This is a genomic window from Streptomyces sp. PA03-3a, from assembly GCF_033792735.1.
GTDB lineage: Bacteria > Actinomycetota > Actinomycetes > Streptomycetales > Streptomycetaceae > Actinacidiphila.
Map to the genome: position 1 here is coordinate 184328 of NZ_JARAVM010000008.1, position 23767 is coordinate 208094.

31 protein-coding genes are annotated in these 23767 nt (G+C 70.8%); all 31 read right to left on the reverse strand.

Annotated elements, in window-relative coordinates; translation table 11 throughout:
• Positions 1-53: 53 nt before the first annotated feature.
• The 31 genes from PV342_RS12460 to PV342_RS12610 all read right to left on the reverse strand — a co-directional run bounded on the left by PV342_RS12460 (position 54) and on the right by PV342_RS12610 (position 23761).
• Positions 54-1121 (reverse strand): N-6 DNA methylase, encoded by a 1068-nt coding sequence (locus PV342_RS12460; protein ID WP_500316997.1) that lies wholly within the window; start codon positions 1119-1121, stop codon positions 54-56.
• Between the two features lie 203 nt (positions 1122-1324).
• On the reverse strand, positions 1325-1567 hold the full coding sequence (locus tag PV342_RS12465; protein WP_500316999.1) for a hypothetical protein: 243 nt from the start codon (positions 1565-1567) through the stop codon (positions 1325-1327).
• Positions 1564-2448, reverse strand: a complete 885-nt coding sequence (locus PV342_RS12470; protein WP_500317001.1) for a hypothetical protein — start codon at positions 2446-2448, stop codon at positions 1564-1566. Before PV342_RS12470 ends, PV342_RS12465 begins: the two co-directional genes overlap by 4 nt.
• Before the next feature lie 70 nt (positions 2449-2518).
• Positions 2519-3106: a hypothetical protein gene (locus tag PV342_RS12475; protein ID WP_500317002.1), complete on the reverse strand. Its 588-nt coding sequence runs from the start codon at positions 3104-3106 to the stop codon at positions 2519-2521.
• Positions 3107-3193: 87 nt separating this feature from the next.
• On the reverse strand, positions 3194-4273 hold the full coding sequence (locus PV342_RS12480) for a PP2C family protein-serine/threonine phosphatase (protein WP_500317003.1): 1080 nt from the start codon (positions 4271-4273) through the stop codon (positions 3194-3196).
• A 43-nt stretch (positions 4274-4316) separates the two neighbouring features.
• Positions 4317-4715, reverse strand: a complete 399-nt coding sequence (locus tag PV342_RS12485) for a hypothetical protein (protein ID WP_500317005.1) — start codon at positions 4713-4715, stop codon at positions 4317-4319.
• A gap of 60 nt (positions 4716-4775) precedes the next feature.
• A complete protein-coding gene (locus tag PV342_RS12490) occupies positions 4776-5060 on the reverse strand; it encodes a hypothetical protein (protein WP_500317007.1) in 285 nt (94 codons plus the stop codon).
• 67 nt (positions 5061-5127) lie between these two features.
• Positions 5128-5484: a hypothetical protein gene (locus PV342_RS12495; protein ID WP_500317008.1), complete on the reverse strand. Its 357-nt coding sequence runs from the start codon at positions 5482-5484 to the stop codon at positions 5128-5130.
• 482 nt (positions 5485-5966) lie between these two features.
• Positions 5967-6428, reverse strand: a complete 462-nt coding sequence (locus PV342_RS12500; RefSeq protein ID WP_500317010.1) for a hypothetical protein — start codon at positions 6426-6428, stop codon at positions 5967-5969.
• 87 nt (positions 6429-6515) lie between these two features.
• Complete coding sequence (locus tag PV342_RS12505; RefSeq protein WP_500317011.1) at positions 6516-6932, reverse strand: hypothetical protein; 417 nt, start codon at positions 6930-6932, stop codon at positions 6516-6518.
• Positions 6933-6957: 25 nt separating this feature from the next.
• A complete protein-coding gene (locus PV342_RS12510) occupies positions 6958-7137 on the reverse strand; it encodes a hypothetical protein (protein WP_500317012.1) in 180 nt (59 codons plus the stop codon).
• 134 nt (positions 7138-7271) lie between these two features.
• Positions 7272-7709 (reverse strand): hypothetical protein, encoded by a 438-nt coding sequence (locus PV342_RS12515; RefSeq protein WP_500317013.1) that lies wholly within the window; start codon positions 7707-7709, stop codon positions 7272-7274.
• Positions 7706-9256 (reverse strand): DNA cytosine methyltransferase, encoded by a 1551-nt coding sequence (locus tag PV342_RS12520; RefSeq protein ID WP_500317014.1) that lies wholly within the window; start codon positions 9254-9256, stop codon positions 7706-7708. Before PV342_RS12520 ends, PV342_RS12515 begins: the two co-directional genes overlap by 4 nt.
• Before the next feature lie 56 nt (positions 9257-9312).
• On the reverse strand, positions 9313-9492 hold the full coding sequence (locus PV342_RS12525) for a hypothetical protein (RefSeq protein WP_500317016.1): 180 nt from the start codon (positions 9490-9492) through the stop codon (positions 9313-9315).
• Entirely contained in the window at positions 9489-10160 is a 672-nt protein-coding gene (locus PV342_RS12530; RefSeq protein ID WP_500317018.1) for a hypothetical protein, read from the reverse strand. The genes PV342_RS12525 and PV342_RS12530 overlap by 4 nt, the downstream gene beginning before the upstream one ends.
• A gap of 96 nt (positions 10161-10256) precedes the next feature.
• A complete protein-coding gene (locus PV342_RS12535; RefSeq protein WP_500317020.1) occupies positions 10257-10847 on the reverse strand; it encodes a hypothetical protein in 591 nt (196 codons plus the stop codon).
• 87 nt (positions 10848-10934) lie between these two features.
• A complete protein-coding gene (locus tag PV342_RS12540) occupies positions 10935-12257 on the reverse strand; it encodes a hypothetical protein (RefSeq protein WP_500317022.1) in 1323 nt (440 codons plus the stop codon).
• Positions 12258-12320: 63 nt separating this feature from the next.
• Complete coding sequence (locus tag PV342_RS12545; protein ID WP_500317024.1) at positions 12321-13466, reverse strand: PD-(D/E)XK nuclease family protein; 1146 nt, start codon at positions 13464-13466, stop codon at positions 12321-12323.
• Positions 13467-13524: 58 nt separating this feature from the next.
• A complete protein-coding gene (locus PV342_RS12550) occupies positions 13525-14694 on the reverse strand; it encodes an AAA family ATPase (protein ID WP_500317026.1) in 1170 nt (389 codons plus the stop codon).
• A 27-nt stretch (positions 14695-14721) separates the two neighbouring features.
• A complete protein-coding gene (locus PV342_RS12555; RefSeq protein WP_500317028.1) occupies positions 14722-14949 on the reverse strand; it encodes a hypothetical protein in 228 nt (75 codons plus the stop codon).
• 356 nt (positions 14950-15305) lie between these two features.
• Entirely contained in the window at positions 15306-15863 is a 558-nt protein-coding gene (locus PV342_RS12560) for a hypothetical protein (protein WP_500317030.1), read from the reverse strand.
• Positions 15864-15932: 69 nt separating this feature from the next.
• Positions 15933-16493: a hypothetical protein gene (locus PV342_RS12565; protein ID WP_500317032.1), complete on the reverse strand. Its 561-nt coding sequence runs from the start codon at positions 16491-16493 to the stop codon at positions 15933-15935.
• 136 nt (positions 16494-16629) lie between these two features.
• Entirely contained in the window at positions 16630-16866 is a 237-nt protein-coding gene (locus tag PV342_RS12570) for a hypothetical protein (protein ID WP_500317034.1), read from the reverse strand.
• Positions 16863-17087 (reverse strand): Acb2/Tad1 domain-containing protein, encoded by a 225-nt coding sequence (locus tag PV342_RS12575; RefSeq protein ID WP_450396750.1) that lies wholly within the window; start codon positions 17085-17087, stop codon positions 16863-16865. Before PV342_RS12575 ends, PV342_RS12570 begins: the two co-directional genes overlap by 4 nt.
• 5 nt (positions 17088-17092) lie before the next feature.
• Complete coding sequence (locus PV342_RS12580; RefSeq protein ID WP_500317036.1) at positions 17093-17965, reverse strand: glycoside hydrolase family 25 protein; 873 nt, start codon at positions 17963-17965, stop codon at positions 17093-17095.
• Positions 17966-18024: 59 nt separating this feature from the next.
• Positions 18025-18387, reverse strand: a complete 363-nt coding sequence (locus tag PV342_RS12585; RefSeq protein ID WP_500317038.1) for a hypothetical protein — start codon at positions 18385-18387, stop codon at positions 18025-18027.
• A 102-nt stretch (positions 18388-18489) separates the two neighbouring features.
• The gene (locus PV342_RS12590; RefSeq protein WP_500317040.1) at positions 18490-19098 is read right to left on the reverse strand and encodes a hypothetical protein; all 609 of its coding nucleotides are present in this window, start codon (positions 19096-19098) and stop codon (positions 18490-18492) included.
• A gap of 88 nt (positions 19099-19186) precedes the next feature.
• Complete coding sequence (locus PV342_RS12595; protein ID WP_500317042.1) at positions 19187-19393, reverse strand: hypothetical protein; 207 nt, start codon at positions 19391-19393, stop codon at positions 19187-19189.
• Entirely contained in the window at positions 19390-21726 is a 2337-nt protein-coding gene (locus tag PV342_RS12600; RefSeq protein ID WP_500317044.1) for a hypothetical protein, read from the reverse strand. Before PV342_RS12600 ends, PV342_RS12595 begins: the two co-directional genes overlap by 4 nt.
• A gap of 3 nt (positions 21727-21729) precedes the next feature.
• On the reverse strand, positions 21730-22818 hold the full coding sequence (locus PV342_RS12605) for a hypothetical protein (RefSeq protein ID WP_500317045.1): 1089 nt from the start codon (positions 22816-22818) through the stop codon (positions 21730-21732).
• A 1-nt stretch (position 22819) separates the two neighbouring features.
• Positions 22820-23761, reverse strand: coding sequence for a hypothetical protein (locus tag PV342_RS12610; protein ID WP_500317046.1), 942 nt, complete (start codon positions 23759-23761; stop codon positions 22820-22822).
• Positions 23762-23767 lie beyond the last annotated feature (6 nt).

The following is a 23767-nucleotide window of genomic DNA, read 5'->3' on the forward strand; positions in this document are numbered from 1 at the left end:
TTCTAGCGGCTCTCAGCGGGGGGTCAAGAATTTTTTTCGGGCTAATCACCAGGTCAGACTGCCTTTGAACCGATCAGCGGGTCGGCGAGGCTGATCGCCTCCCGGAAGGCCTCGGCCACCGCGAACCGGCTGAGAATCTCGTCGCGCTCCTCGTACAGGTGCACCCGCTCCCGAGCGGCCCGGTTCGCCAGGTCGCCGTCGGCGAGGGTGTCACCGCAGGCGATGACGACACGCGGGCCCAGGCCCCACACGATGGCGTTGACGGCTGCGCCAGCCGCCGCGAGCGGGTCGAGCTCGTTCAGCCACCACTCGTAGTCGGCCGGGTCGCACTGTAGGTGGCGCAGATGCTGGGAGAGGGCACGGAACATGCCGCCCGTTCCGCCGGCGGGCTCGTGGAACTTCTGGCCCTTCGGCGGCGCCACCGGGCAGTTCATCGCGGCCATCATGTCGCACAGCTCGGGCGGGGTGTGGTACTCGCCCATGCCCTGGCGGGCGCCGTGCGAGCGCAGCGAGGTGATCGTCCACGACATCACGTCGGTGTCCGAGCGGTTGTACGGGTCGGGGTCGCCGGTGAGCTGCAGGATGCCGTACTTGAGGGCCGTGTCGGTCACCCGGCGTACCGCGTGCGCCTTCTCCTCTACGCCGTCCTCGGTGAGCCAGGCCATCAGCGGGGCCATGCGCGCTCCCAGCTCGGGCCGATGGGCCCAGGCTTGCACGTAGATCTCGCGGTAGCCCTGCAGGAGCTGCCAGTCGGAGCAGTTGCTGATGATGCGAACGATGTCCTCGCTGTGGCCCTTGAGGGGGAACAGGGCGAGGCCGCCGATGATGCTGACGGGGATGTCGATGCGGTAGCCGCCCCAGTTGGAGGCGTGCCAGGTGTCGGCGACGGCCTCGCCGAGGCGCTGGCCGGCGTTGCGCGGGTTGCCGATCAGCAGCGGCGCGATGCGGCGCGGCGCGGGGATGGGAGTCTGGACGGACGGCAGTTCGGGGCGGGGGTCGGCGAACAGGCCCTCGGGCGCGTCGGCGGCCGGCGTGGCCGGGCGGGGTGCGGGCGCGGGACGGGCGGCGAAGGTCGCCGGGATCTCTTCGGCGAACAGGCTGTCGGGCTCCTCGTCGGCCACGACGACCGGGCGGGGCTCGGGCGCCGGGCGAGGCGCCGGCGCGGCGGCCGGGCGGGGGGCTGGGCGGGCGGGAGAGGTCGCCGGGTCTGGCCGGCGAACAGGTCGAGCTGGTCCATCGCTTGCTCCTTCGGAGTGTGGGCATAGGGGCGCCCCGCCACCCGGGCCGTGGTCGGCCGGGGTGGCGGGGCGCTGGGTGGGCGGTGCTACGTGGTGCGGTGGAGGCCGGGAGCGTGCAGGGGGCACTGGCACGGCGCCCAGTGCCAGGCCGACCCCAGCGGGGCCAGGTTCTGCGCACTGGTGATCTCCCGGACCGGCGTCTCGTCAAAGACACGGCCGTCGACGCCGCGGCGGTAGGTGCGCAGCGTCATCAGGACCTTCGGCGGGAGCACGGTCTCGGCCGGCTGGTCGACGGCGGGGCCGGGCGGGTCCGGCGCGGTGGTCGTCACTGGCCTTCCGCCGCGTCCGTGAGCGGGGCGGAGGCTTCCTGCGGGCGGGGCAGGCCGCAGCCCTCGCAGTGGGTGATGTGCCAGTCCATGCCGACGCCGCAGGCGCACCACCAGGAGGCGAAGTGCCAGCCCCACGCGCCGCCGCCGATGCTGTACAGGCCCTCGGCGTTGGGCTCGATGATCGAGGCGCCGGTGTTCTCCTCGTCGTGCCACTGCCAGCTGACGTGGACGACGACTGCGCGGGGCTCGCCCGCGCGGGTGCCGCCGTCGAGGACGTAGATGCAGTCGACGCTGTCGTGCCCGCGCTCGTCGGCCGCCTGCTGCGTCTGGGCGGCGACCCGGCGGGCGGTGTCGAGGGTGAAGTAGGGCTTCAGGAAACCGTTCCACCGGTTCGCGGGGTCGAGGACGGCGTCGAAGGGGCCGAGCGAGTCGTCGATGCAGACCCGGGTGGTGAATCTGCGGTCGACGGCGGGCCGCTCCTGCCGGTCGGCCCAGGTGATGCGCCGCTTGAGAACCCAGTTGGTGCCGTCGGCGTTGGGCTCGTAGATGGCGAGGAGGTCGGTGTGGAGCACGTAGGCGTACTCGTACCGCCCGTCCGCGGTGCCCTCCTCGGTGAGCAGCCCCATGTAGAGGCGGTCGCTGTGGTCGCCGCTGTGGCAGTAGCACTCGCCGGGGTTCCCTCTGCGGGGCAGGCTGACCCAGCCGTTGGGGTGCTCGTCGAGCAGGGCGCGGGCCGCGGCCTCGACGTCGCCGCGGTGGACGTCGGAGACCAGGTAGCCGAGGGTGAAGATGCGGGCGCTGGGGAAGCCGTCGCACTGGACGTGGCGGCCGGCGAAGCCGCCGTCCGCGGTGGGGCGGGCAAGGATGGACTTGGTGGCCATGGATTCCTCCGGGCGTGGAAGGGGCCGGGCGCCCGCGGTGCGGGGCCCGGCCCGGTGATCGGGGGTGGGGTCAGAGGTCGGAGCTGGCGGCGGCGAGGGAGTTGACGAGCAGCGCCACGGCTTCCTCGGTCCGGCCGGCGACCGTCAGGGCGGCGTAGCGGTAGAGGACCGTCGCGGCGGTGGTGGGGACCTGGTCGGCGTACTGCTCGAAGGTCAGCTCGCGCTGCCGCCACGGCCGGTGGCGGAACCCGGCGCGCAGCGCGGCCGTGGCGATGGCGTCGGCGCGCCGGACTGCCCGGCTGGCCATCTCCAGGTCCTGCGCGGCGTGGCGGAGGGTCTGCCCGGCGACCGCGACCAGCCGGCCGCCGTGCGGGGCGGGGCGGCGCTGGGAGGGGCAGACCTGTCGGGCGCGGATGCTGCGGATGCGGTCCACGTCGTGGAGCTGCCGGGCGGTGCGCTTGGCCTCCTGGCTGGTGGCGGCGTCTACCTCGTACGCGGACAGGCAGCTGATGAACAGTTCGACGCGCAGTTCGTCGCGGGCGCCCGGGTCCTGGGGGACGGGCTCGGCGGCGACGATGCGCATCGCGTACGGCTCGTCGTTGAAGGCGACGATCCATCGGCGGCGTGGTGGGCCGAGGTTGGTCATGCTGGTCTCCAAGAGGTCGATGGTCAGACGATCGTTGTGGCATATCCGTGCGCCGGTGGCGGGGTCGCCCGCCGTCGGCGCCCGGGTCAGGGCGCTGGGTTAGCGGAGGGTGACCACGAGGGCGGTTGCGTTGTCGCACTTCTCGCCGTGGCGCTGGCCCGCGGCCAGGGCCTCGGTCACCAGCGAGGCCGCGCTGTCCTTCGCGTCCAGCGCGAGCTCGGCGACTGCCTCCAGCAGACCCGGCTCGTGGGTCTCCAGGGGGTGGTACACCCCGTCGGAGCAGAGGATGAGCTGCCTGACCAGATCCGCGTGCACCTGCAGGTGGCCGATGGCGCCGTACTCCAGGTTGGCCGTCACCGAGTTGTGGTCCCACTTCCTGGGGGTGCGGCTGGCGTCCAGGAGTTCCTGCGCGTAGTTGTGGTCCTTCGTCAGCTGGTGAAGAACGCCCGTGCGGGAGAAGCGGTAGGCGCGGGCGTCGCCGGACCAGGCCAGCTGCAGCACGGGGTCGTCGTGGTGGTGAACGGCGTCGACCGCGACCGCGCCGGGGTCCATGTAGTGCCAGCGCCGCGACCGCTGCTGTGCTTCGATCCGGGCGCGGATGTGGGCGATCGCGTCGGCCGGGTCGCCCGAGCGGGCGGCTTCGCGGGCCAGGGCGGGCGCCCACGTGCGGACGTGGTCGCGTACGTCGTCCTCGTCGCCGATGCCGTCCAGGACGACGTACGCCCACCGTCCACTGTCGCGGTCGCGGTGCACGGCGTGCGCGTCGCACTGCAGGTCGCGGGTTCCGATGGCCTGGGCGGCGGACACCTGGGGGCTGGCGACGACAGCCATCGCGCACTGCAGGCGCGCCCAGTGCGCGACCAGCTCGGCGCTCGCCTGCGGCAGTGGCTGCAGCAGGCCGTCACGGCCCGGCGCGCCGGTGACGATGACGGGGCCGCGCAGGTCCGGGCCGGGCGCGCCGGCCAAGTCGTTCCAGGTGCTGAGGGCGACATGGTTGCGGGGGCTGCGGCGGGCGTCGGCGTTGGCGTGGACGGTCAGGTGGAGGCCGAGCCGCCAGGTGGCGACCGGGCCGTCGAGTTCGCCGGCGATCGCCTTGCTCTGGCGGTCGGCGTCGCCTGCCAGGGGGAAGTCTTCGATGTGGCCGGCGGGTTGGACGTACAGGGCCGGGTTCGTCTCCATGGAACTCTCCTCGTTGTCGGGGGCTACGGGGTCGGGCAGTGGGTCAGGCAGTGGCGGGGGCGTAGCGGGCCTTGAGGGCGGCGATGACCTGCGGCAGCACCTGATGCAGTTCCTCGGGCACGTCGGTGTGCTGGCCGGCGCCGTCCAGGGCGCCGAGCAGGACGGCCGTCCCATAGAGGCTGTACGAGAGCTGCTTGAGGCGGATCGCGTTGACCAGCGAGGCCGCGTAGGGGTTCTCCGGCTTGGTGAGGGCGCCGTTGGAGTCGAGGGCCACCGACAGGCGGCGGCTGCCGTCGGCGCGGGCGTAGTGGGCGACCTCGACCCAGCCGCCGACGTGCACGCGGAGTTCCGGCGCCAGGCCGGCGCCGAGGGGCAGATGGATGTCGGTGAGGGTGCCGTCGGCGTCGAGGCGGACGGCGCGGATGGTCCGGTCGGTGCTCATGTCTCTCCTCATGGGTGCGGGCCGGGGGCCGCCGCGGTGGCGGCCCCCGGCGGGGAAGGGTCAGTCGAACCAGACGGCCAGGAACGCTTCGAGCGGCTCCAGGTAGTTGGTGAGCTGCTGTGAGCGGGTCTGGGTGAAGCTGGCCTGGTCGATCGGGCCGTGCTGGGGATCGACGGCCACGAGCGTGATGCGCAGCTCGCTGGGCGCGGCCGGGGCGACGATGACCTTCAGGACTCGGGGGTCGTCGTCGAAGCGGACGTAGAGGTTGTCGCCGACGCGCGAGACGCCCTGCTTGAATCGCTCGCCGAGGTTGCCGGTCAGCGACTCGATGAAGTCGTGGAGCAAGGGTTCCTCCGGGGTGAGGGTTGTGGCACATGCCGGGGGCCGCCGTGGTGGCGACCCCCGGCGCGGGTCAGCGGTGGCGGATGACGATGGCCAGCTCGGCGAGCATCTGCCGCGCGACGCGCAGCTCGTGCTCGGCGGTCAGCTCGTTGTCCTCGGCGCGGACGGCCAGGTCGACGAAGCACTTGAGCAGCGTCTCGGGCATGCGGCGGATCCAGATGGCGTAGTCCTCGCCGTACGCCATGCCCTGCCAGGTCTCGTGAAGGGCCGCGGTGACCGCGGTCGCGGCCTGCGCGGCGGGGTGGGTGCCGAAGCCGAACCGCTCCATGAGCAGGCGCACCAGGTGCGGGGCGTCCAGGACATCAGCGAGGCGGTGGGTGAAGTCGCCGGCGCCGAGGGCGTACGGCCCGGCGAGACGGTCGGTCACGTCAGTGACGGATGCGAACAAGGCTCACTCCAAGAGGTCTTGCCGGTCGGGTGAATGTTGTGGCACATACAGGGGGAGCGGCGCGGCCGCCGCTCCCCCGCGGGGCCTTGCGGCGCGGTCAGGCGCCGGCCGCCGCTCCCCCGCGGGGCCTTGCGGCGCGGTCAGGCGCCGGCCGCCGCGCGGATTCCGTCGGCGGCCCGCTCCGCCAGCCAGCGGCCGAACGTCGAGTCCTCGAACTCGCCGTCGACCGGTTCGGCCGTGCGAGCTTCGGCGTCCTTCACGGTGCACCTCCCTGTCGGTATGTCGGGGGGCCCTCCCCCCCGCCGATCCCTCTTATTCTACCCGCCTATCTCGCCACGTCAAGAATTTTTTCTGACATATCCGCAGGTCAGAGGCTTACGGGCTCGGGTCGAGACGGGGCTTGGAAGGGCCGCGCCCGCGGGGGTGGGGGACACCCCGCAGGCGCGGCCCGGCTTGGAGGGTCAGCGGGGGTGGGTGGGGGCTGCCTCCCGGCTGGCGGCGGGCTCCTCCCGCTCGATGCGCGCCAGGTTGGCGACGTCACCGAGCAAGGCGATCAGCGAGTGGGTGTAGTCGTCGGCGCTGGACTTGGCGGCCGCCACGTACAGGGCCTCGCAGGTCTTCAAGTCCCCGTTGGCGAAGGAGGAGATGAACTGCAGAGAGAAGGTGCGCGCCGGGTCGCGGGGGGCGCCGTCGGCCGGGTCCGGGGCGATCAGCGCCCACAGCAGCTCGGGGCCCGGGTGCCCGTACACGCGGATCAGGCTCTGGCGGCCTGCCTCGGCCAGCGCGCAGCACACGCCGTACATCTGGGTTCCGGTGCTGTGCGCGGCGATCTCGGCCATGCGTACCGAGGCGTCGCTGAAGCCCAGGTCTACGGCATACCGGATTGCTTGCATGACGAGTTCGGCGCGGCGGGAGGTGTCCACTGGTGCTCTGCTCCTTGAAGTGGTGGTGCTGGAAGGCCGCGCCCACGGGGTCGGTCACCGCGGGCGCGGCCCGGATCAGGGGTGGGGTCAGGCGGAGGCGGGCTGCGGCGCGGGCGGCAGCAGCCCGAGGCTGGCGGCCCACGCACGGACTCCGGCCGCCCACGCCATCGCGTGCGGGGCGAGGCGCTTGTTCCGCTCGTCGAGTGAGGAGAGGTTGGCCAGCGACAGGACGTGGCGTCCGGTCAGCACGCAGGCCAGGCGCAGGACCTGCCACTCCGCCAGGGTGCCGATCAGCGGGCCGTCGCCGGCGGACAGGCAGGCGGCGGCTACCTGCCGCCAGGCAATGCGGGACTGGCCGTCGGCGTCGGCGATGACCAGCTGGGTGCGCTCCAGCTCGGGCAGCCAGTGGCCGTGCGAGCCCAGCAGCCACACGGCTGCTTCCTCCTGCCACGATCCGGCGGCGCGCTCGCCAAGGCGGGTGGCGAGGGTGGTGACGTGGTCCATGGATGTCTCCAAGAGGTGTGGTGGGTCAGGTGCGGGGCTTGGGGAGGTGGCCGACGTGCCAGCCGCGGCAGTCGCGGTTGCGGCACCGGTAGGTCGCCAGGCGCACCGCACCCCGGTCGACGAGCCGCTGCAGGTGGTCCTCGGCCTGCTCCCTGGTGTCGTGGCGGCGCTTGCCGGTGCAGGCGCGGCCCCTGGTGCGGATCACCGCACGCCCACCGGGGCGGTCTCGGCGTGCAGCGGCTGCAGGACCTGCCGCAGCGGGCGCGGGGTCGTCGGGTCGGGCATGGTCCCTCCAGGGGCAGGGTGGGGCCCGCCCCCTGGTGGGGGCGGGCGGGTCGGTCACGTGGTGGTGGCGAAGTCGATCTGCAGTTGCTTGGGCTCCTTGACCTTCCGCTCGTTGCGGCGCGCGGTCATCTCTCGTGCCGCCTGGCGGCAGGACGGACAGGGGCGTTCGCCGTGGCGCTTGTGGTCCCCGGCTCCGGCCTCGGTGCCGCACGACGCGCGCAGCTTCGGCTCGGCCATTTCCTCCACGTCGACGTCGTCGAGGGCGGTGATGACCACGCCGTTGCACCACAGGCGTCCGCCGGCGATGCCGTCGAACTTGGCTTGGGCGGGCTTGATCAGGGCGATGCATTCGGCGCGGAACGGGCACGGCCCGCAGATGGGAAGCTGCGGCTCGCACAGCTCCATCAGGTCGTCCCCGTGGGCCCACTCGTCCTCGTTGACGGTGAAGCCGTCCATGCCGCGGCACGGCGCGATGTCGGTCCAGTCGGTCACAGGCAGGCCTTGATGGCTTCGCCGATGTGCCGGGCGACGTTGACGCTGACCGCGTTCCCGGCCTGCATCGTCTGCTCGGCCTGGTTGCCGACGACGATGTACCGGTCGTGGAACCGCTGGGCTCCCAGCTGCTCGCGGGGCTTGAGCATCCGGAAGTAGCAGTCCTCCACCGCTGGCGCGCTGTGAAGGAGGGCGGCCGAGTCGCGGGTCGACAACGTGTGAACGGGCTCGCCGGCCGTCTTGACGGCGGCCTTGCGGTACGGGATGACCAGCGTGTTGCGCAGCTCGGGCGGCACCGGCGCGCCGGGGACGACCAGGCCGTGATGGTTGCCCTGCGCGGTGACCGCGGTGACCGGATCGGTCGCCAGAGCCGGGTGGGCGTTCTGCCGGTAGGTGATCACGAACGGCTCGGGGTCGACCGTGACCAGGGCCTCGCCCTCCCGGGTCAGGCGGGTGCGCATCGGGTCGGCGACGTCGCTGCAGGCGGTGTTCCAACTGCCGCCCGTCGGCACGAGCAGCGCGTCGCCCTGCTTGATCGTGCGGGTGGAGAACGGCCGCTCGGCCACGGCGTAGGCCCGGTCGGTGCCGTCCTTGCCGTGGTTGAGGGTGATCGAGCTGGGTGTGTGAGGGAACTTGGTCAGGCCCGCCTGGATGCGGTCCATCGTGGTGTCCGCCAGGGGCTTCCTGCGGTCGCCGATGCGCTGCCCGAGGTCGTCCCAGTTGATGACGGAGGCGGCCGGCCGGACGTACGGCTCGACCTCAGCGTGACGGCACCGCGTGTTGGGGCACCGGTAGTTGTAGTCGCGCAGGTACTTCCCGATGCGGACCCCGTGGGCGAACCACGCCTTCTTGGCGCGGATGTCTTTGCCGCACTCGAAGCAGTGGGCACGCGGGCGGGGCTCCAGGTCCGGCTTGGGCATGCCCTTGAGGCGGAAGCAGATGTAGATCCGGTCGCGCCACTGCGGGGCCCGCAGGTTGTCGTCGTCGCCGACGTGCGCGGAGGTGGCGCACATGATCTGGGGCTGCTCGTAGCCGAGCTCCGTCATGGCCTTGACCCAGGTCTTGAACAGGACCCAGCACTGGGCGAACTCGACGACGTTCTCGATCACCACGTACGGGAACCGCTTGGCCTCGCAGGCGCGCACCACGCACCAGGCGGTGGCCCGGGTCCGCTCGAACGCGTCGGGTGTCAGGGCCTGCCACGACTCGGCGTCGTCCTCGTCGCCGAGCTGCTCCAGGACCTGGAACAGGTCCATCTGGTCGGTGGGGTGAACGCGGCCGCCGGCCGGGGACACCTCGGTGCAGATGATCGATGCCCACAGCAGCAGGGCGCGGGGAAGGAACCTCATCGGGTAGCCCGTGACGTCTGCGGTCAGGTGCTCGATGGTCGGGTGGTTCGCGGCGTGGCTGTCCATCGCGGTCTGCCAGTGGTTCATGGCCAACTTGCCCTTCCATCCGGCCTCGACGAGGCCGGAGGAGGATCCGCCGGCGCCGGCGAGGAGGTCGTTGAACGTCAGGTCGACGTCGCGGGGGAGGGTGCTCAACACGGTGTTCTCCAAGAGGTCGGGCGGCCCCGCGCCGTGGTGGCGCGGGGCCGCGGGGGTCAGGCGCGGGCGGGGCAGGAGCCGGTCAGCCGGGCGACGAGCAGCGGCAGCGCCTCGACGTCGCCGATCTGGCGGGCGTAGGCGAGGGCCTTGCTGACCTCGTCGCGCTCTTCGGGGGTGGTGGGGTGCGCGATGACGCAGAAGCAGGCGGCGGCCGCCGGGGCCGGGGTGTCGGTCACAGGAGGGGCTGGCGGCTGACGAAGACCGTCTGCAGCACGCCGCGGCGCACCCAGACCGTCAGGGGCCACTCGGTGCCGCCCTGCTCGTGGACCATCTGCCAGCCGTTGTCCTGGAGGAGATGGGTCTGCCAGCCGTACTCCTTGACGGCCTGCTCGCGGCTGTCGAAGGGGCCGGTGAGGACCCGGCCGCTGCCGACGTGCTGGCCGTTGACGCCGACGAAGCTGACGGCGAACCGCTGCGCGTTCACCAGCAGCAGCTCGCCGAGCGCGGCCCCTGCTCTGTGGAGGTCCGCGTCGGGCAGTGCCTTCAGGTACAGGGCGATGGCGGCGAGCATCGTGACGACTTCGGCGCCGTGCTGGCTGTGCTCGCCCTCTGCGGTGGAGTCGTAGAGCAGGCCGTCGTGGTTCGGGTTGTCCTCGTGACCGCGCACGATCCGCCAGCCGTTGACGTCGGCGAGGCGGGTGGGCAGCTCGTGCTCGTCGGCGATGGACAGGTGCGAGCCGTCGGGCAGGTTGACGTAGAGGACGTGCTGGTTGCCGCCGGTCTCGATGTCGCAGACGAGCCCGGACGCGCGCAGCGGCAGGGTGACCGTCTCGTACTGCCGCCACAGCGCCTGCCATTCCGGCTGGCCGGTGCGCCCGTGGTCGGGAGGGGGTGCAAGGTTCATCATGATCTCCAAGAGGTGAGTCGTACCGTACAGAGTTGTGGCACATTTCGGAACCGGGGGGCCGGGGTTTCATTCCGCCCCCCGGTTCGGCCGGCGTCAGCCCGCGTGAGCGGGCTGCGGGGTCTCCGGGGCCTCGGTCATGGCGTGACCGGGGGTGCCGCACCCCAGGTGGCACGGCAGGCCGTTGGCGTGGTGCACCCAGCAACTGCAGTGCTTGCAGTCGATGGTCAGCCCGGCCGCCTTGATCACGCCCCGCAGGTACGCCGTTTCGGCCGCGTCGCGGGCGGCGCGCTCCCGTTCGGCCTTCTCCACCTGCAGCGTGAGCAGGTGGGCGTGCCGGTCGAGGCGGTCGGCCAGTCGGCGGGCCTCCTCGGCGATCCGGCGCGCCTGGTGGGCGGCGTGGCGGTCGCTTGCGCGGTCCAGCCAGAACTGGGCGCCGCCGGCGCGGGCGAGGAGCTGGTCGGCGAGCTGGTCGCGGACGTGCTCGGCGCTGCCGAGTCCGTCCAGGTGCGCCTCGGCGCGGGCCTGGTCGTCCTGGTCGGCGATGTCGGCAAGCAGGGAGTCGACGGCCTTCGGTTCCTCACGCCAGGCGTGGGCCAGGCCTATCAGGACGGGGATGGCCTGCGCGGCGGAGTCCAGGACCAGGCGGTCCTTGTCCTCGCTGCGCGGGGTGGGCAGGTGGCCCATGCGGTTCCTCCAAGAGGCGTGTGTCGATCCAAGGGTGTGGCACACCTTGGCCCGGGCGGCAGGGTTTCCGCCGCCCGGGCCGGGGGGTCAGGCCGTGTGAACGTTGGCGGCGAGGGGGAAGCCGAGCGCGACGGCGACCTGCCGGGCGCGCTCGATGCTGGCCGCGTACCGGCCGTCCGCGTAGCGGGGGATGTCTTCGATCGCCGTGCCGTCGCCGTGGAACTCGCCGTGCGCCTCGGTGACGGCGACCGGCCAGGCGGCGTCGAGGAAGCCGACGACCTTCGCGGACTCGACGACCAGGACGTCACCGTCGCGGATGCCGTCGCGGCACTGGGTCGCGTCGTACGCGTCGCGGGTGTCGCCGTCGAAGTAGTGGACGGCCGGACCGGCGGCGGGAGCGGTCGAGACGTTCAGCTGCTCGCTCATATGGTTCTCCTCATGCTGTCGTGGGGTGGGCCCGTTCCGCCCTCCCCCTACTGCTCTTATTCTACCTGCCCACGCGTGGGGGTCAAGATTTTTTCCAGGGGGATCGCCTTCGCGGACCCTCTCGCGGCCTTGGCGGGCCAGCTGGCGGGCCAGCGTCCGGGCGGCCTCCACATCCCCCGGTCGCTCGTGCGCGGTCTGCCGTGCCGCGTCCAGGTCCGCCTGGAAGCCGCGCAGCCAGTCCTGCTGGGCCATCCGATCCGTCTCCGCCCGCTCGCGCTCGCCGGCGGCCCGCGCGGCGCGCGGGTTGGTCCCGCAGCCGCGGCAACTGGCAGCCGGGACGGCGTGCTTGGGGCAGCCGCGAGACACCCCTGCGGCGTCAGCCGCGGGGGTAGGGGGGGAAGGAAGGACAGAGGAAGAACTAGGAAAAGAAGGGGTTCCACCGGTGGAACCCAGTGGGTTCCCCCCGTGGAACCCTGAAGGTTCCACCGGTGGAACCCTGCCCGGCTCCTCGCCAGGGTTCCACCCGTGGAACCCTGCCTCCCTCACGCCCGCACCGGCCGCCAGCGCCCGCACGTCGATGTCCTCATGCGTCATCGCGGGCTTCGACGGAGCCACGCGAGTGACGCCCGAGCGGGCCTTACGCGGGTTCTTCGGCGCGGCATCGAGCGCCGCGAAGCGGGCGTCCAGGTCGTCGTTGGAGGGGATCGGGGGGACGCCCAGGGGGAAGACCCTGTAGGTGGCACGGCGGCCCGCCTTGCCGACCTCCAGGCGCTCTATGAGGCCCTTGGCGACCAGCTCCGTGACGATGGTCATGGTGCGCTTCTCCCCCACGCCGGTCCACGCGCGCAGCCGGCGGTGGCCCGGCCGGGAGACGCGCGTTTCGTCGTCGGCCGAGTCGCAGATCTTCATCAGGGCCAGCTTCTGGCCCTGGTTCACCACGTCCTCGGGCAGGTACGCGGCCACGACCATCAGGTGAATGGACAACGGAAGTTCCCTCCACGGGCGCCGCCGCCCACCCCGGCGAGGGGGCGGGCGGCGACAGTCCGATCAGGCCTTGAAAGGCCGCACGATGATGGTCCTGGGCGTGGTCTGGGCGCTGCGCTTCTCCGGGACGGCCAGGCCCGCGGCCTTGAGGTTGTCCACCATGCGCTTCTCGTCGGGGACCATCGGCACCGTGAGGCCCGCCTCCTCGTGCACGTCGACCATCGCCTGCAGGTCGACGTCCCACTTGGCGTTGTTGCCGCCCCACGCGAGCTCGTTGGCGCCGTAGACGCCCGCCGGCGAGGTGTCGATCTTGGCGCGAGCGAGCTTTTTGATCTTCTTGCCCTCGGTCTCCAGCTCGTGCCCGCGCACGTAGTCGGCGAGGGCCTGGGTGCGATCGGCGTCGTCGTGGATGAGCACGGTCTGCACGGGCGTTCCGGGCGGGTTGGGCAGGCCCCAGCAGGCGGTGACGAACGGGCAGTAGTCGCACATGGCGTCCACGCCCGGCCCGTCGAAGTCGCGGCGGGCCTCCTCCGGGCTGTTGAGCTCCCGTACCCGCTGCACCCACCAGCGGGCGCGGGTGGCCTCCATCGGGTCGAACGCGAACTCCTCGATGTGCTCCTCGCCGTTGTCACGGTTGACGAAGCGGAAGCGGATCCGGGCGACCTCCAGCGGGCCGAGCTTGGCCAGGTACCGCTGCCCGCGCACGTCCTCGAAGCCGACGGTGCGCAGCAGGTCGGCGTACAGGTACACCTGGCGCAGCTCGGCGGCGGTGGGCCCGTAGCGACGCACCTTGTCCCACAGGAACGTGGTCTTGGTCTTGACGTCCTCCACGGTCACCCCGTCGGCGGCCACCACCTTGGGGCGGTGGCGGGCGGGGACTCGGGCGGCGGTCGCCGCGTCGAGCTGCACGGCGTCGATGTGGCCCCGGATGGTGTCGTCGGCGACGGCGCGCTCCACCAGCCAGCCGTACTCGGTGCGGGCCGCGCCCAGCAGGCCCTCGTGGATGTAGGTCCCCAGGATCGCGGCCCGCTTGTCGGACTGGTCGGTCGGGGCGGTCCCGAACAGGATGTAGGCGGCGCGGCGCTCGCACACCGTGTCGGAGGCACCGAGCTGCTGCTGCAGGGAGCGCGGCCGTCTGGCGTCGACATCGTGCGCGGCCGTCCACAGGGACGGTGTGGACTCCGTGAACTCCACAGGCTGTGCGGTCATCAGGTACTCCAAGGTCGTGGTGCGGGCCGGGCCGCTGCGCCCGGCCCGCGGGGGAAGGTCAGCTCCGGGCGGCGGCCGGCTTGGCGGTGCGCTTGGCGGCGGCGCGTTTGGCGGGGGCCTTGCGGACGGGGCGACGGTCCGGCTCGGGATCGTCGTCGGGCTCCTCGTCCTCCTCGGCCCGGCGCTCGACGGCGGCCCGCAGCCGGTCGGCGTCGCTGGCGGGGCCCTGGCCCATCTCGGTGGGCGGGTTCTCGAGCTCGGCGACCTTCCGCTCGATCGCGGCGCGGATCGAGACGACCTCGTTGCGGGTCAGGCCGGCGTCGTCGGCGGCCGCCTCCCACCACAGCTCGCGCAGCTTCTCGACGTCGCGCAGGTCCTCCACGTCGTTGTCGTTCAGCCACGCCTGCACCCGGTCGCCGACCAAGGCGGGCATCTGGCGGGGCTGGGAGTCCACCGAGCAGCCGAGACGGTTGAAGACCAGGTCCTCGATGGAGAAGTCCGGCAGGTCCAGCGGCTTGCGGTCCTCGACGCGCAGCTGCAGCGAGCGGGCCTTGATGACCTGCGGGACGCGGCCGCGGCGCATCCGTACCCACACCGAGCAGTCGAACGCCAGGTCCTTCTGCGCCTGGACCTTCCACTCGCGCAGCACGCGGCCGCGGTTGTCCTTGACGGGGTTGCCGCCCTCGTCGATGGCGGTGATCTGCTTGCCGCGGGCAGTGATGATGGCGATGCCCGGGAAGGTCTGCAGGAGGTGGATGACCTCCATCCACCGCTCGGTGGCGTCGTTCCACAGGTTCATGCCGACGTCGATCGCTGAGTCCGGGTCCTCCTGCAGGCGCTGGGCGTTGGTCTTGCCTCGCCGGGCCCGCTCGCTGGTCCAGGTCTTGAGCATCCGCCACAGCGAGGTGCCCGAGTCGACGGACAGCACCACGGGCGGTTCGCCGGCGGCCGCGGCCCGCCGCGCCTCCAGGTACACGGCCCGGATCTGCTCCAGGATGTCGCGGTAGGTGCCGTCGTGGTCGATGATCTCGTAGTCGGCGCCGGGGATCGCCGCGTACTCGTCGGCGCTGCCCTCCGCCAGGTCGACCCAGTACATCTGGCCGATGAGCTTCGAGGCGGAGAACTCGGCGGCACTGTAGGTCTTCCCCGAGCCCTCCTCACCTTCGATGAGGATGAGTGGCCACGGCACGATGCCCGTTGGCTTGCGGGTCTTCAGCTTGATGCCCATCAGGGCTGCTCCAAGAGGTCGGTGGTCTCATTCGGCGCGCAGGGCCCGGGTCTCGAACAGGGCCGCCCACTCGGGGTGCCGTTCGATGACGAGCCGCACGTAGCGCGACCGGAAGTTGTTGTTGAGCCGGAAGACATCGCCTCGGGTGGCCTCGCCGTAGCGCCAGCGCAGGAGCTCGAAGAGCATCCCGATGCCGACGCGGCGGAACCCCTTGGCGACGCAGTCGCCGGCCAGCGCCTCCAGCTGCTGCAGCACCCACGGGGGTTGAGGTCGTTGAACGCCTCGAACCGCTCCTGGATGGACTGGCCGGGTTCGACGGCGGGCTGCTGGACCGGCTGGATGTCGTCCAGGCCGGGCAGTTGCTGCTGATGAACGGGCACAGGACCCCCGAAGTGCGGAAACCATCCGAATGGTGTGGCACATCTTTCACGAAGGGTCCGACATGATCAACCAGCGCACTGCACCGAAAGCCTGGCCCGGCGGTTGGCGACCGGGCCGCGACCGGGACATCGCGCATCGTTCCTCCAAAGACAAAGGGCAGCGGCGCCGCCCGGCGCCGCTGCTCTTATTTTAGCCTCTTTGGGGGTTGGCGTCGAGTGACTTTCCGCAGGTCAGACGGCCTTCGCGGCGAGCCCGCGCGGAACGATCGACGAGCCGGGACCGGTGTACCGGCCCTGCCGCAGCGCCGCCTCGACCTGCGGCACGATCGCCCACATCACGGAACGGGACTTCGCCCGCAGGTCGGGGGCGGCCTCAATGAGCGTGTCCAGGAGCCACAGCGGCGACCCCGACAGCTGGTAGTCCGCCGGCGCGAACCGGCCCTGCCGCACCACCGCCGACAGGTTCTGCTGGCTGGACAGCCCGAACAGCGCCGTCGTCTCCTGCAGACCCAGCAGCGGCGGCACTTCCTGCACGCTGCTCGCCCACACGCCGGGCTCCTGCGCGGCCACCAGCTGGTGTAGGACCCGCCGGTCCAGCTCCTTGGGCCGGGGCTGCGCCTGCCCGTACCCCTGCGCGAACGACAGCAGCCAGTACGGCGACCCGGACACGATCACCGCGTGCTCGTAGCCGAGCACGCCGCGCCCCACCCACTGCGTGACCTGCGTGGCCTTCACCCCGTACAGCGCGGCGAACTCCTGCCGGCCAGCCAGGAACGGCTTCGTGGGCATCGCCGACCCCCTCCTCTCCCTCACGTATGCCTCTAGATTACAACCAGTGTGGGCGGGGGCCGCTGGGCGCTAACTGTCCAGCTGGGGCGACGTAGCCGGGCTCGGCAGCCTCGTCCGGGGCGTGGCGAGAACGACGCCGGACTCGTCCGAGATGCGCTGCTCGATGTCCTGGGTCCACTCGTAGAGGGTGCCGTGGCCGTCGCGGAACCATCGAACGCCGGCGACGTCCGTGAAGAAGATCGGCACAGGGTCGGGCTGCAAGAACTCGCCACCCATCCCGTGCCCGCCCAGCAAGCTGGTTTTGGACTGGGGGGCGACCATCCCGACCGCGATGTTGCCGCGCGGCTCTCCGTATGTCTCCGACATGTAGAGAGCTACTTCGAAGACCGGGCTGTCGCTGTTGTTCTGCACGAAGTACGTGAGGTCCTGGCGCGGGTAAGGCATCGTGGGAACCATTACCTCCACCAGTTCGCCCCATGCGGAGACCATCCCCGCTTGCTTGCGGCGGTCTTCCACTTGGCGCTCGGCGTTCGCCTTGCGATCGTTGCGCAGCACCAAGCCGCCGACCACGAGGGCCCCTGCGGTGGCGACGGCGCTGATCGACGAGGCCCACACATTGATCACTTCCATTGTGCTCACAACCTGAAGCGTAGGCGGCTGATTTAGACCCTGAGGGTGGTTTCACCGACTGCTACGCTTGGGGCTCCAAGAGGTCGAGACCCCCACCGCACGCGGTGGGGGTCTTGGTCTTTCTGCGCCGGCCGGGCTACGCGGCGAGGTCGTACTGCGGCGGCCGGGCGTAGCCCAGCAGCCACCCGAACTTCGGCGACACGTACTGCTCGGCGAGGCGGAACACCGCGTAGTAGCAGAACGCGGCCAGCGGGGTCAGTACCCCGGACACGGCCTGCGCGTCCAGGTCGAGGCCGTACCGGGCGGCCAGCGCCACGAGCCAGGCAACGAGCGCCGGGACGCCGGTGCGGATGAGGGACACGAACAGGTTCACGGGGACTCCTTGGGTTGGCGGGCGATCGCGGCGTTCGCCCAGAACATGACCTCTTCGAGGCGGTACAGGGCCGCCTGCTTCTCCGCGCCGGCGGGAAGCTCGTTGTGCAGCATCAGCGCCAGCTCCAGGCACCCGGACCGGACGTCCTCGTGGGCCTGGCGGCGCTTGTCGGTGACGGCCGGGTGGAAGGTGAACCGGCGGATGACGTCGGCGGCGTCCACGGCTGTCACTTCCGGCCGTAGGCGAGGCTGTGCAGGTAGGCCCAGCCCTTCGGCCCGATCGCCGAGTCGTTCGGCTTGCCCTTGGCGCGGAACTGCGGGTGTGCGGCGAAGAACTTCCGCACGCCGCCCTCGGTGCGCGTCCCGTAGTGGTCGGACAGGTCCGCGTCGGAGATGGTCAGGAACTTCGCTGCGCGCAGGGCTCTCTGCAGGGGCTTCGCCGACGGCCGGGACTTGCCCGGCGCCAGGCCCGTGGGGAACGCCGGCGGCACGTACGGCTTGGACGCGGGCGGCTTCGGTGTCGCAGGCGGCCGGGGCGTCGCGGGCACGCCCGCCCACTTCTTCCAGTCGGCGACCGTGTTGAAGTGGCAGACGTTGACGTCGGTGTGATTCTTGATCCCGTACTGGTGGATCACCCACGAGTGCTGGATCCGCGGGTGGCCGGCCGGGGCGTTGGGGTCGGCGATCCACAGGCCGTCGCCGCACTCCCCGGTGTTGTCGCGGTTCTTCCAGTCGTCGAGGTTGCAGTAGAGGATCACCCGGAGGCGCGGCCGCAGCTTCTTCACCGCGGCGATGAAGGCGTCCTTGTCCGCGCACGACGGGCGGGTCCCCGAGGTGGTGGTCTCCCAGTCGCAGGCGAGGACGTCGCCGTCCTTGGGGTTGGCGCAGTGGATGAAGTACTCGGCCTGGGCCTGGATGTTGCCCGGCCACAGGAAGTGGTACCAGCCGATCGGCTTACCCTTGGCGCGCGCCGCCTTGGCCTGCTGCACGCGCTCGGGGTTGGCGTAGGTGCGGCCCTCGGACGCCTTGATGATGACGACGTCCACCCCGTCGAGGTTCGGGTGGGGCTGCAGTGAGCTGATGTCGATCGCTTTGATCACGTCATTGCCCGGTGCTTCTCCCCCGCGCCGGACGGATGGTGCTGCGGTGGCGCAGGCCGCTACGGGCCTGTGCCGATCCTGCTGGTGACCCACAGCTGCACCAGGCCCAGCAGGAACGGGGCGACGAACACGGCCACCAGCCACTTGCGGGTATTGGCGGCCTGCTGCTGGTCGGCCTCGCGCTGCCGGATCGCGGACAACAGACCCTCTTCGAGAGCCTGGATCCGCTGGATCACCAGCCGCTGGTCGGCCTGGTAGACGTCCTTGGTGACCATCTGCTCGAAGCGCAGGCCCTGCGCCGCGAGGTCGCCGCGCAGGTCGTCACGGAGCTGCTTGATGCCGTCGCTCTGGTCTTCGCGTAGCTGCTGCAGTGCGCGATGCAGCTCCCACAAGGTGGGCTCGGCGCTCGGCGGCTGGGTCACCGCGCACTCCTCATCGTGGCGTGCCCCGCGCCGCACTCGATCTTACGGGCACCGGGCGACGCCGCATCGGTCAGCCACAGCCAAGGCTGAAGCTAACCGGTTCTAGCCGACGTCTAGGATTTCACCGAGCGCCGCCCGCGCGGTCTCAACGAACAGAGCCACGGCCTCTTTATACTCCTCGTCGCCCTCTGTGAATGCGGCTAGTAGTTCCGCCTGCTCTTCTTCGTTCAGATTGCCCGAAAATTGTCCCTCTACAAACGTGGCAACCTGTGCGTACTCGAGCTCCATAATCGCTAAGCAGCGGGCGGCGACAGCGGAGACTGGCTCAGGGCCCTCCAGTTGTACTGTGTGACTAGTTTGGCTGACCGCGCTGCGGGCCTGTCGAGCTGTGAATCTCTTCTCCTGAGCGTCCGACCTGCTAGGGGGCGCCGATTGCATCACGTGGTAATACTGCCAGTTTGCCTCACGCGCCTGAGCCATGGCCGTCAATAGGGACTGATAAGCGGCCAGTCGCTGCTCGCGCAACCACTTCTTGTGCTCGGCGTGAAGTTCGCGTATATGGCTCCGTTCCTGAAAGGAATTCTGCTGCACCTGCTGTCGCTCAAGAGCTCTGTCTTTGCGTTTATCGGAACGAGCACTAATGGCACCGGTCAGTCCGACGCCTAGCAGAGCTGCAGCAGCAGTGATGATGGGAGTCAGCAGGTCACCCATGAATGGGTTCCCCTCTCTCGTGGCCCGCCGAGCTGGGTGCACCCTACTTTGCGACGGCCCGCCCAGCGACCAGCTCTAGGCAATGACGTCAAGAAAGCTCGGGCTGCGGGTCCATGAGTTCCGCCGACAGGATCTGCATGCTGTGCTGGCACAGGCCGCACTGGATGCCTGGCGTCCCGGCGTTGGAGTACAGCTCGTGCACCTCCATGGGCGTGCCGTAGTTGGGGCAGGTCTCGGTGGTGCACGTCACCGAGGCGTCGTAGAACATGCTTGGCTCGAAGGCGAGGTCACTCATGATCCGATCACCATCCAGTAGACCGTCGTCGAGCTGGTGTTGCTGCGGGTGAGCCACACCGTTAGCCCGGTGCTGCTCGCACTGGTGGCGCCGACGCCGAGCATGGTCGTGCCGGGCACTGAAGTGTTGGCGGTCACGTACGCACGGAACGTGCTCCCGCGTACGTTGAGCCCTGACACCATCACGCTGGTCGGCGTGTTGGCGGCGCTGGGAACGATGTTGACGCTGCCGAAGGCCATGTTCCCGGCGGTGAAGACGCCGGCGACCTGGGCGCCGGTGTCGACGACCAGGCCGCCGCTCTCGGAGAAGTCCAGGTTCTTCGTGGAGGCGTCGATGTGGAATCCGGATCCGCGCACTTCCACGTTGGTGAAACCGCCTCCGCCGCCGAACCCGTTGGAGGCGTACGTCACGGCCCGCGAGGTGTCGTTGGTGTCCCGCGCTGCTTCCCAGAAGCTGTAGGCGGTGCCGTCCAGGTTGTCGCTGGCCTCGACCCGGACTAGTCCGCCGGCTATGCCTTGCACGGGCGAACGCATCGACAGCGCGGCGTTGCCGCGGGAGATGTACGGCGCTTCGATGACGGTCTGCGGCTGGAGGTTGCCGCCGCCGAGGTCGAGGACAGCGGAGCTGATCTGCCCAGGGGTGAGCTCGCTGGCGTGGCCGCTGTAGATGAGCAGGGCCCCGGTCGACCCGGGCCCGCCAGCCGGGTCCATCACCAGTCGGGCGCCGGAAGCTGCGGTGCGAACGACGCCACCGGTGATCGTCTGTCCATCGATGGCCCCGGCGATGATGTTCGCGGCCTTGATGGCTCCCGACTCGACGACCTCGATCGCCATCATGTCGATCTCGGCGGTGCCCGATCCGCCGTTGTGGTTCACGAAGAAGATCGGCGTGATGTAGCGGGCGCTGGCGTGGAGCTGGCCAGGCGCGTTGGGGTTCGGCTTGGCCCCGCCGACAGGGCTGGACGATGTGCCCTTGAGGTAGCCGGTGTACGTCACCCACCCCCCGCCGACTGTCAGGTCGGCGCCGTTCACGGCGACGTAGAACTGACTGTTGAAGCTGTTTGCGCCCACGAGGTTGACGGGGGTGACGCCGTCGGCAGCAAGGCCCGCCACGCCGGCGAACAGCTTCTGGTTGGTGCCGGGCGTGCTGTTGGCGACGGTCTGCCGGGCGCGGATGCTGACCCGGTATGTAACGGACGGGTCGAAGGGGATCTTCACGTCGGAGCGGGTGGCCCCGGAGATGAAGCCGACGCACCGCATCACGCTGCCGCCGGACTGCGCGTCGGGGACCGACACCGTGGTGACGGTGCCGCCACCCGGCGCAGTCCAGCGGGGCGCGGAGTCTCCGAAGTCGTACCACTTCTGCCCGACCTGCCCCTGCAGGCCGACCGACAGCCGGTCCACGGTGATGGTCCCGGCGGTGATCGACGAGGCGTTGAGGTTGGTGATGGCCGCCTTGGAGGCGTCCAGCGTGCCCGTGGTGATCTTGGAGGCATCGATGGACGAGATGACTCCGGACGCCGCGGTGATGGTGCCTACAGCCAGCCGGTCCGCGGTAATGGTGTTCACCGCGAGCCGGTCGCCGGTCAGGCTGAGGGCTCTGATCTGGGCGGCGGTGATGCTGGCGGCGACCAACGCCTCGGCGGCGACGGTGCCAACCGCCAGGCGGTCGCCGTTGATGGATCCGGCGACCAGTTTGGGGGTGGTGATCGAGTCGTCGGCGATCTCGACCTTGCCGACCGCCCCGGCCGCGATCTTCGCTCGGGTGACGGCGTCGTCGGCGAGCCCCAGTTCGCCGACGATGCCGTCCAGGACGGACTGTGCGACGACCGGCAGCGGTCCGGCCGGTCCCGCGACTGCAGACGGGTCGGAGACCGCGCCCGAGGTGGACACGCACACCAGCCGCGCCCAGACCGGCACCGCGGCGGGAACGGTCATGGATGCGCCGGCGGGCGAGTAGAACGCGGAGAAGAGCGTGCCGCCGTCGGGGAAGTCCTCCGTGGCCGAGAAGTACACGGCGACGCCGGCGAAATCGGCCGGGGCCTGGCTGCCATCGGCGAAGGATCCATCCCAGGTGACGGCAACGCCGCCGAGAACCGACGTGATTTGCGGAGCCGACGGGGCGGGCGGCGGCGGCCCGTTCACTGCCTTGATGGCAAGCGTGCCGTCCGACTGCAGGCCGATGCTGCCGCGCAGGTCTCCGCCATCGTCGTAGACGGTGATGGCGCCGTTCTCGATCGAGGAGTTCGCCAGACGGCTGCTGCGGGAAAGGTCCCGCACCAGCCGCTCCAGGTCGGCGAGCCGGCTCGCCAGAACGGCGAGGGTGTCAGCCAAGGTTCAGCCTCCGTATGTGAAGGAGTCGGCGCGCGCCAGGCGTACCGTCATCCGTTCCTGCTGGTCCCCCTGCGCCGGCGTGAGCGTCCATCCGGTCACTCGCGCCCATCCGTCGTAGTCGGTCCACTGGTCGTGGATCTGCACCCACACGTCGTCGCCTACCTGGAACGACCCGAAGCGGGCGGCGGGGTGGTCGATGAGGTCGACCTGCTGGATATCGCCCCGGATCTGGCGGGCGATCCGCTCGGTGCGGGCCTTCGCCGCGAGCTGGTCGCTGCCCTTCACCGCGGGCAGGTCCATGACCTGCTCCAGGCGCAGCCTGCCGTCGCGGACCGCGTCGATCGCGCGGAGCCGGGCCCGGCCCTCCCCGGAGCCGAGCGCCACGACAACCTGCGCGTAGGTGTCGCCGTCGTAGATGACCGGCTCGGGGTCAGCGATGTTCACCCCAGTGGTGAACGACACGTCCGCGCGGCGGGTGCCAAGGCGCGGCCAGCCGATGCGGAACCGGCGCTGCGGCACGTCACCGGCCCAGTCGACCTGTTCTGTCCACTCCGGGCCGCCGTCGACGCCGGCCGCGTCGACGACCATGTCCGCCAGGGTGCGGGTCTCCCACCAGCCCGAGGCGTACGGCTCTGCGGGGGTGCCGATCTTCGCGTTGGAGGTGGTGCCGTCGACGAGGACCTGCAGGTTCCCGTCGGCCTGCTCCTGGCAGTACGCCCACACGTCCCGCATCACCTTGCACGGGTCGCCGTTGGTGTACGGGCCGCGGCCGTTGAGGTTGCCGTGGACGTCGTGGCGGCGCGCCAGGTAGGAGGCGAACCCGGCGGCCTCGATCGGGTACCGGCCGGCCTCCGGCTCCGCGCGCCAGATCAGGCCGCCCCACATGAGCTTGGAGTCCCGCTCGGCGAAGATCAGCGTGTTGCCGGGGTCGACCATCGTGCCCAGCACGTGCGCCAGGTGCGGCTGCAGCGTCGCTGTCATGCCGCCCGGCCCGGACAGCTCCGGGCCGTAGGCGACATCCGACAGCGGCAGGTCCCACGCCAGGACCTGGCCCGTCAGCGCGCTGCACGTCAGGTAGCGGTAGGAGTGCACGTCAGAACACGCCCTCCTCGAACTCCACGTCCGCGATCGCGGTCGTGGCCGTGTCCGCCTGCAGGGTTCCCGCTTCCGCGTTGTCCAGGGCGACCAGGGCCTGCAGCAGCTGCGTGTTACCGCGCATCTCCGCGGGCACCGCGACAGTGTCGGCGGAGATCAGGTCCGCGCGCTGGGAACGGTCGCCGGTGGTGAACGGGCCGGTGTCGTAGTTGACGCCCTGGCCCTGGACGCTGCCGAGCTTGAACGCGGCCTGCCCCCACACGCTGCCGGTGAGGACCTGCACAGCCGAGACGGTGAAGATGACCCGGGCCCGCACCGCCCACACCGGCACGGCGATGTTCCAGCGGGCCGCCGGCGGCCACGCCACGTACGTGCCGTCCTTGTTCCCGGAGAAGTTCTGGTCACCGGTGGGCGAGGCCGTGTAGATCTGCCGGTCCCGGCGCGGGTTGGCGATGCCCCGCAGGTCGGTGATCATCGCGTCGGTGATGGTGGCCGTGTTCGGCGGGATGGCGATGCGGGCCAGCGGGATCGCGCTCATCCCGGCCGGCGGCTGCGTCGCGGTGCTGCTGACGTTGGACACGACGTGGAAGTAGCCGATGTCGTCGACGGCCGGGTTCAGATTGCCCTCGTACTCCGGGTCCAGGACGCGCAGTACCACCATGTCGAAGCGGCCGGTCGCCCCGGTCGGGGCGATGGGCACCGTGGCGGAGCCCACGTTGTACTGCGTGTAGGAGCCCTGCCCCGGCGCCGCGCCCCGGACCACTCCGGAGCCGTCGGCAACCTGCACTCCCGCGCTGGGCGTGCTCAGCTGGGAGACCTTGAGGTCGTTGTACTCGGTCACGCCCTGCGACCCTCGGGACAGGTCGCGGATCATCATGCGCATGGAGCGGGCGGGGTGGGTGCCGCCGTTGACCATCATCGGGGGCTGGATCAGCGTCATTGGAGT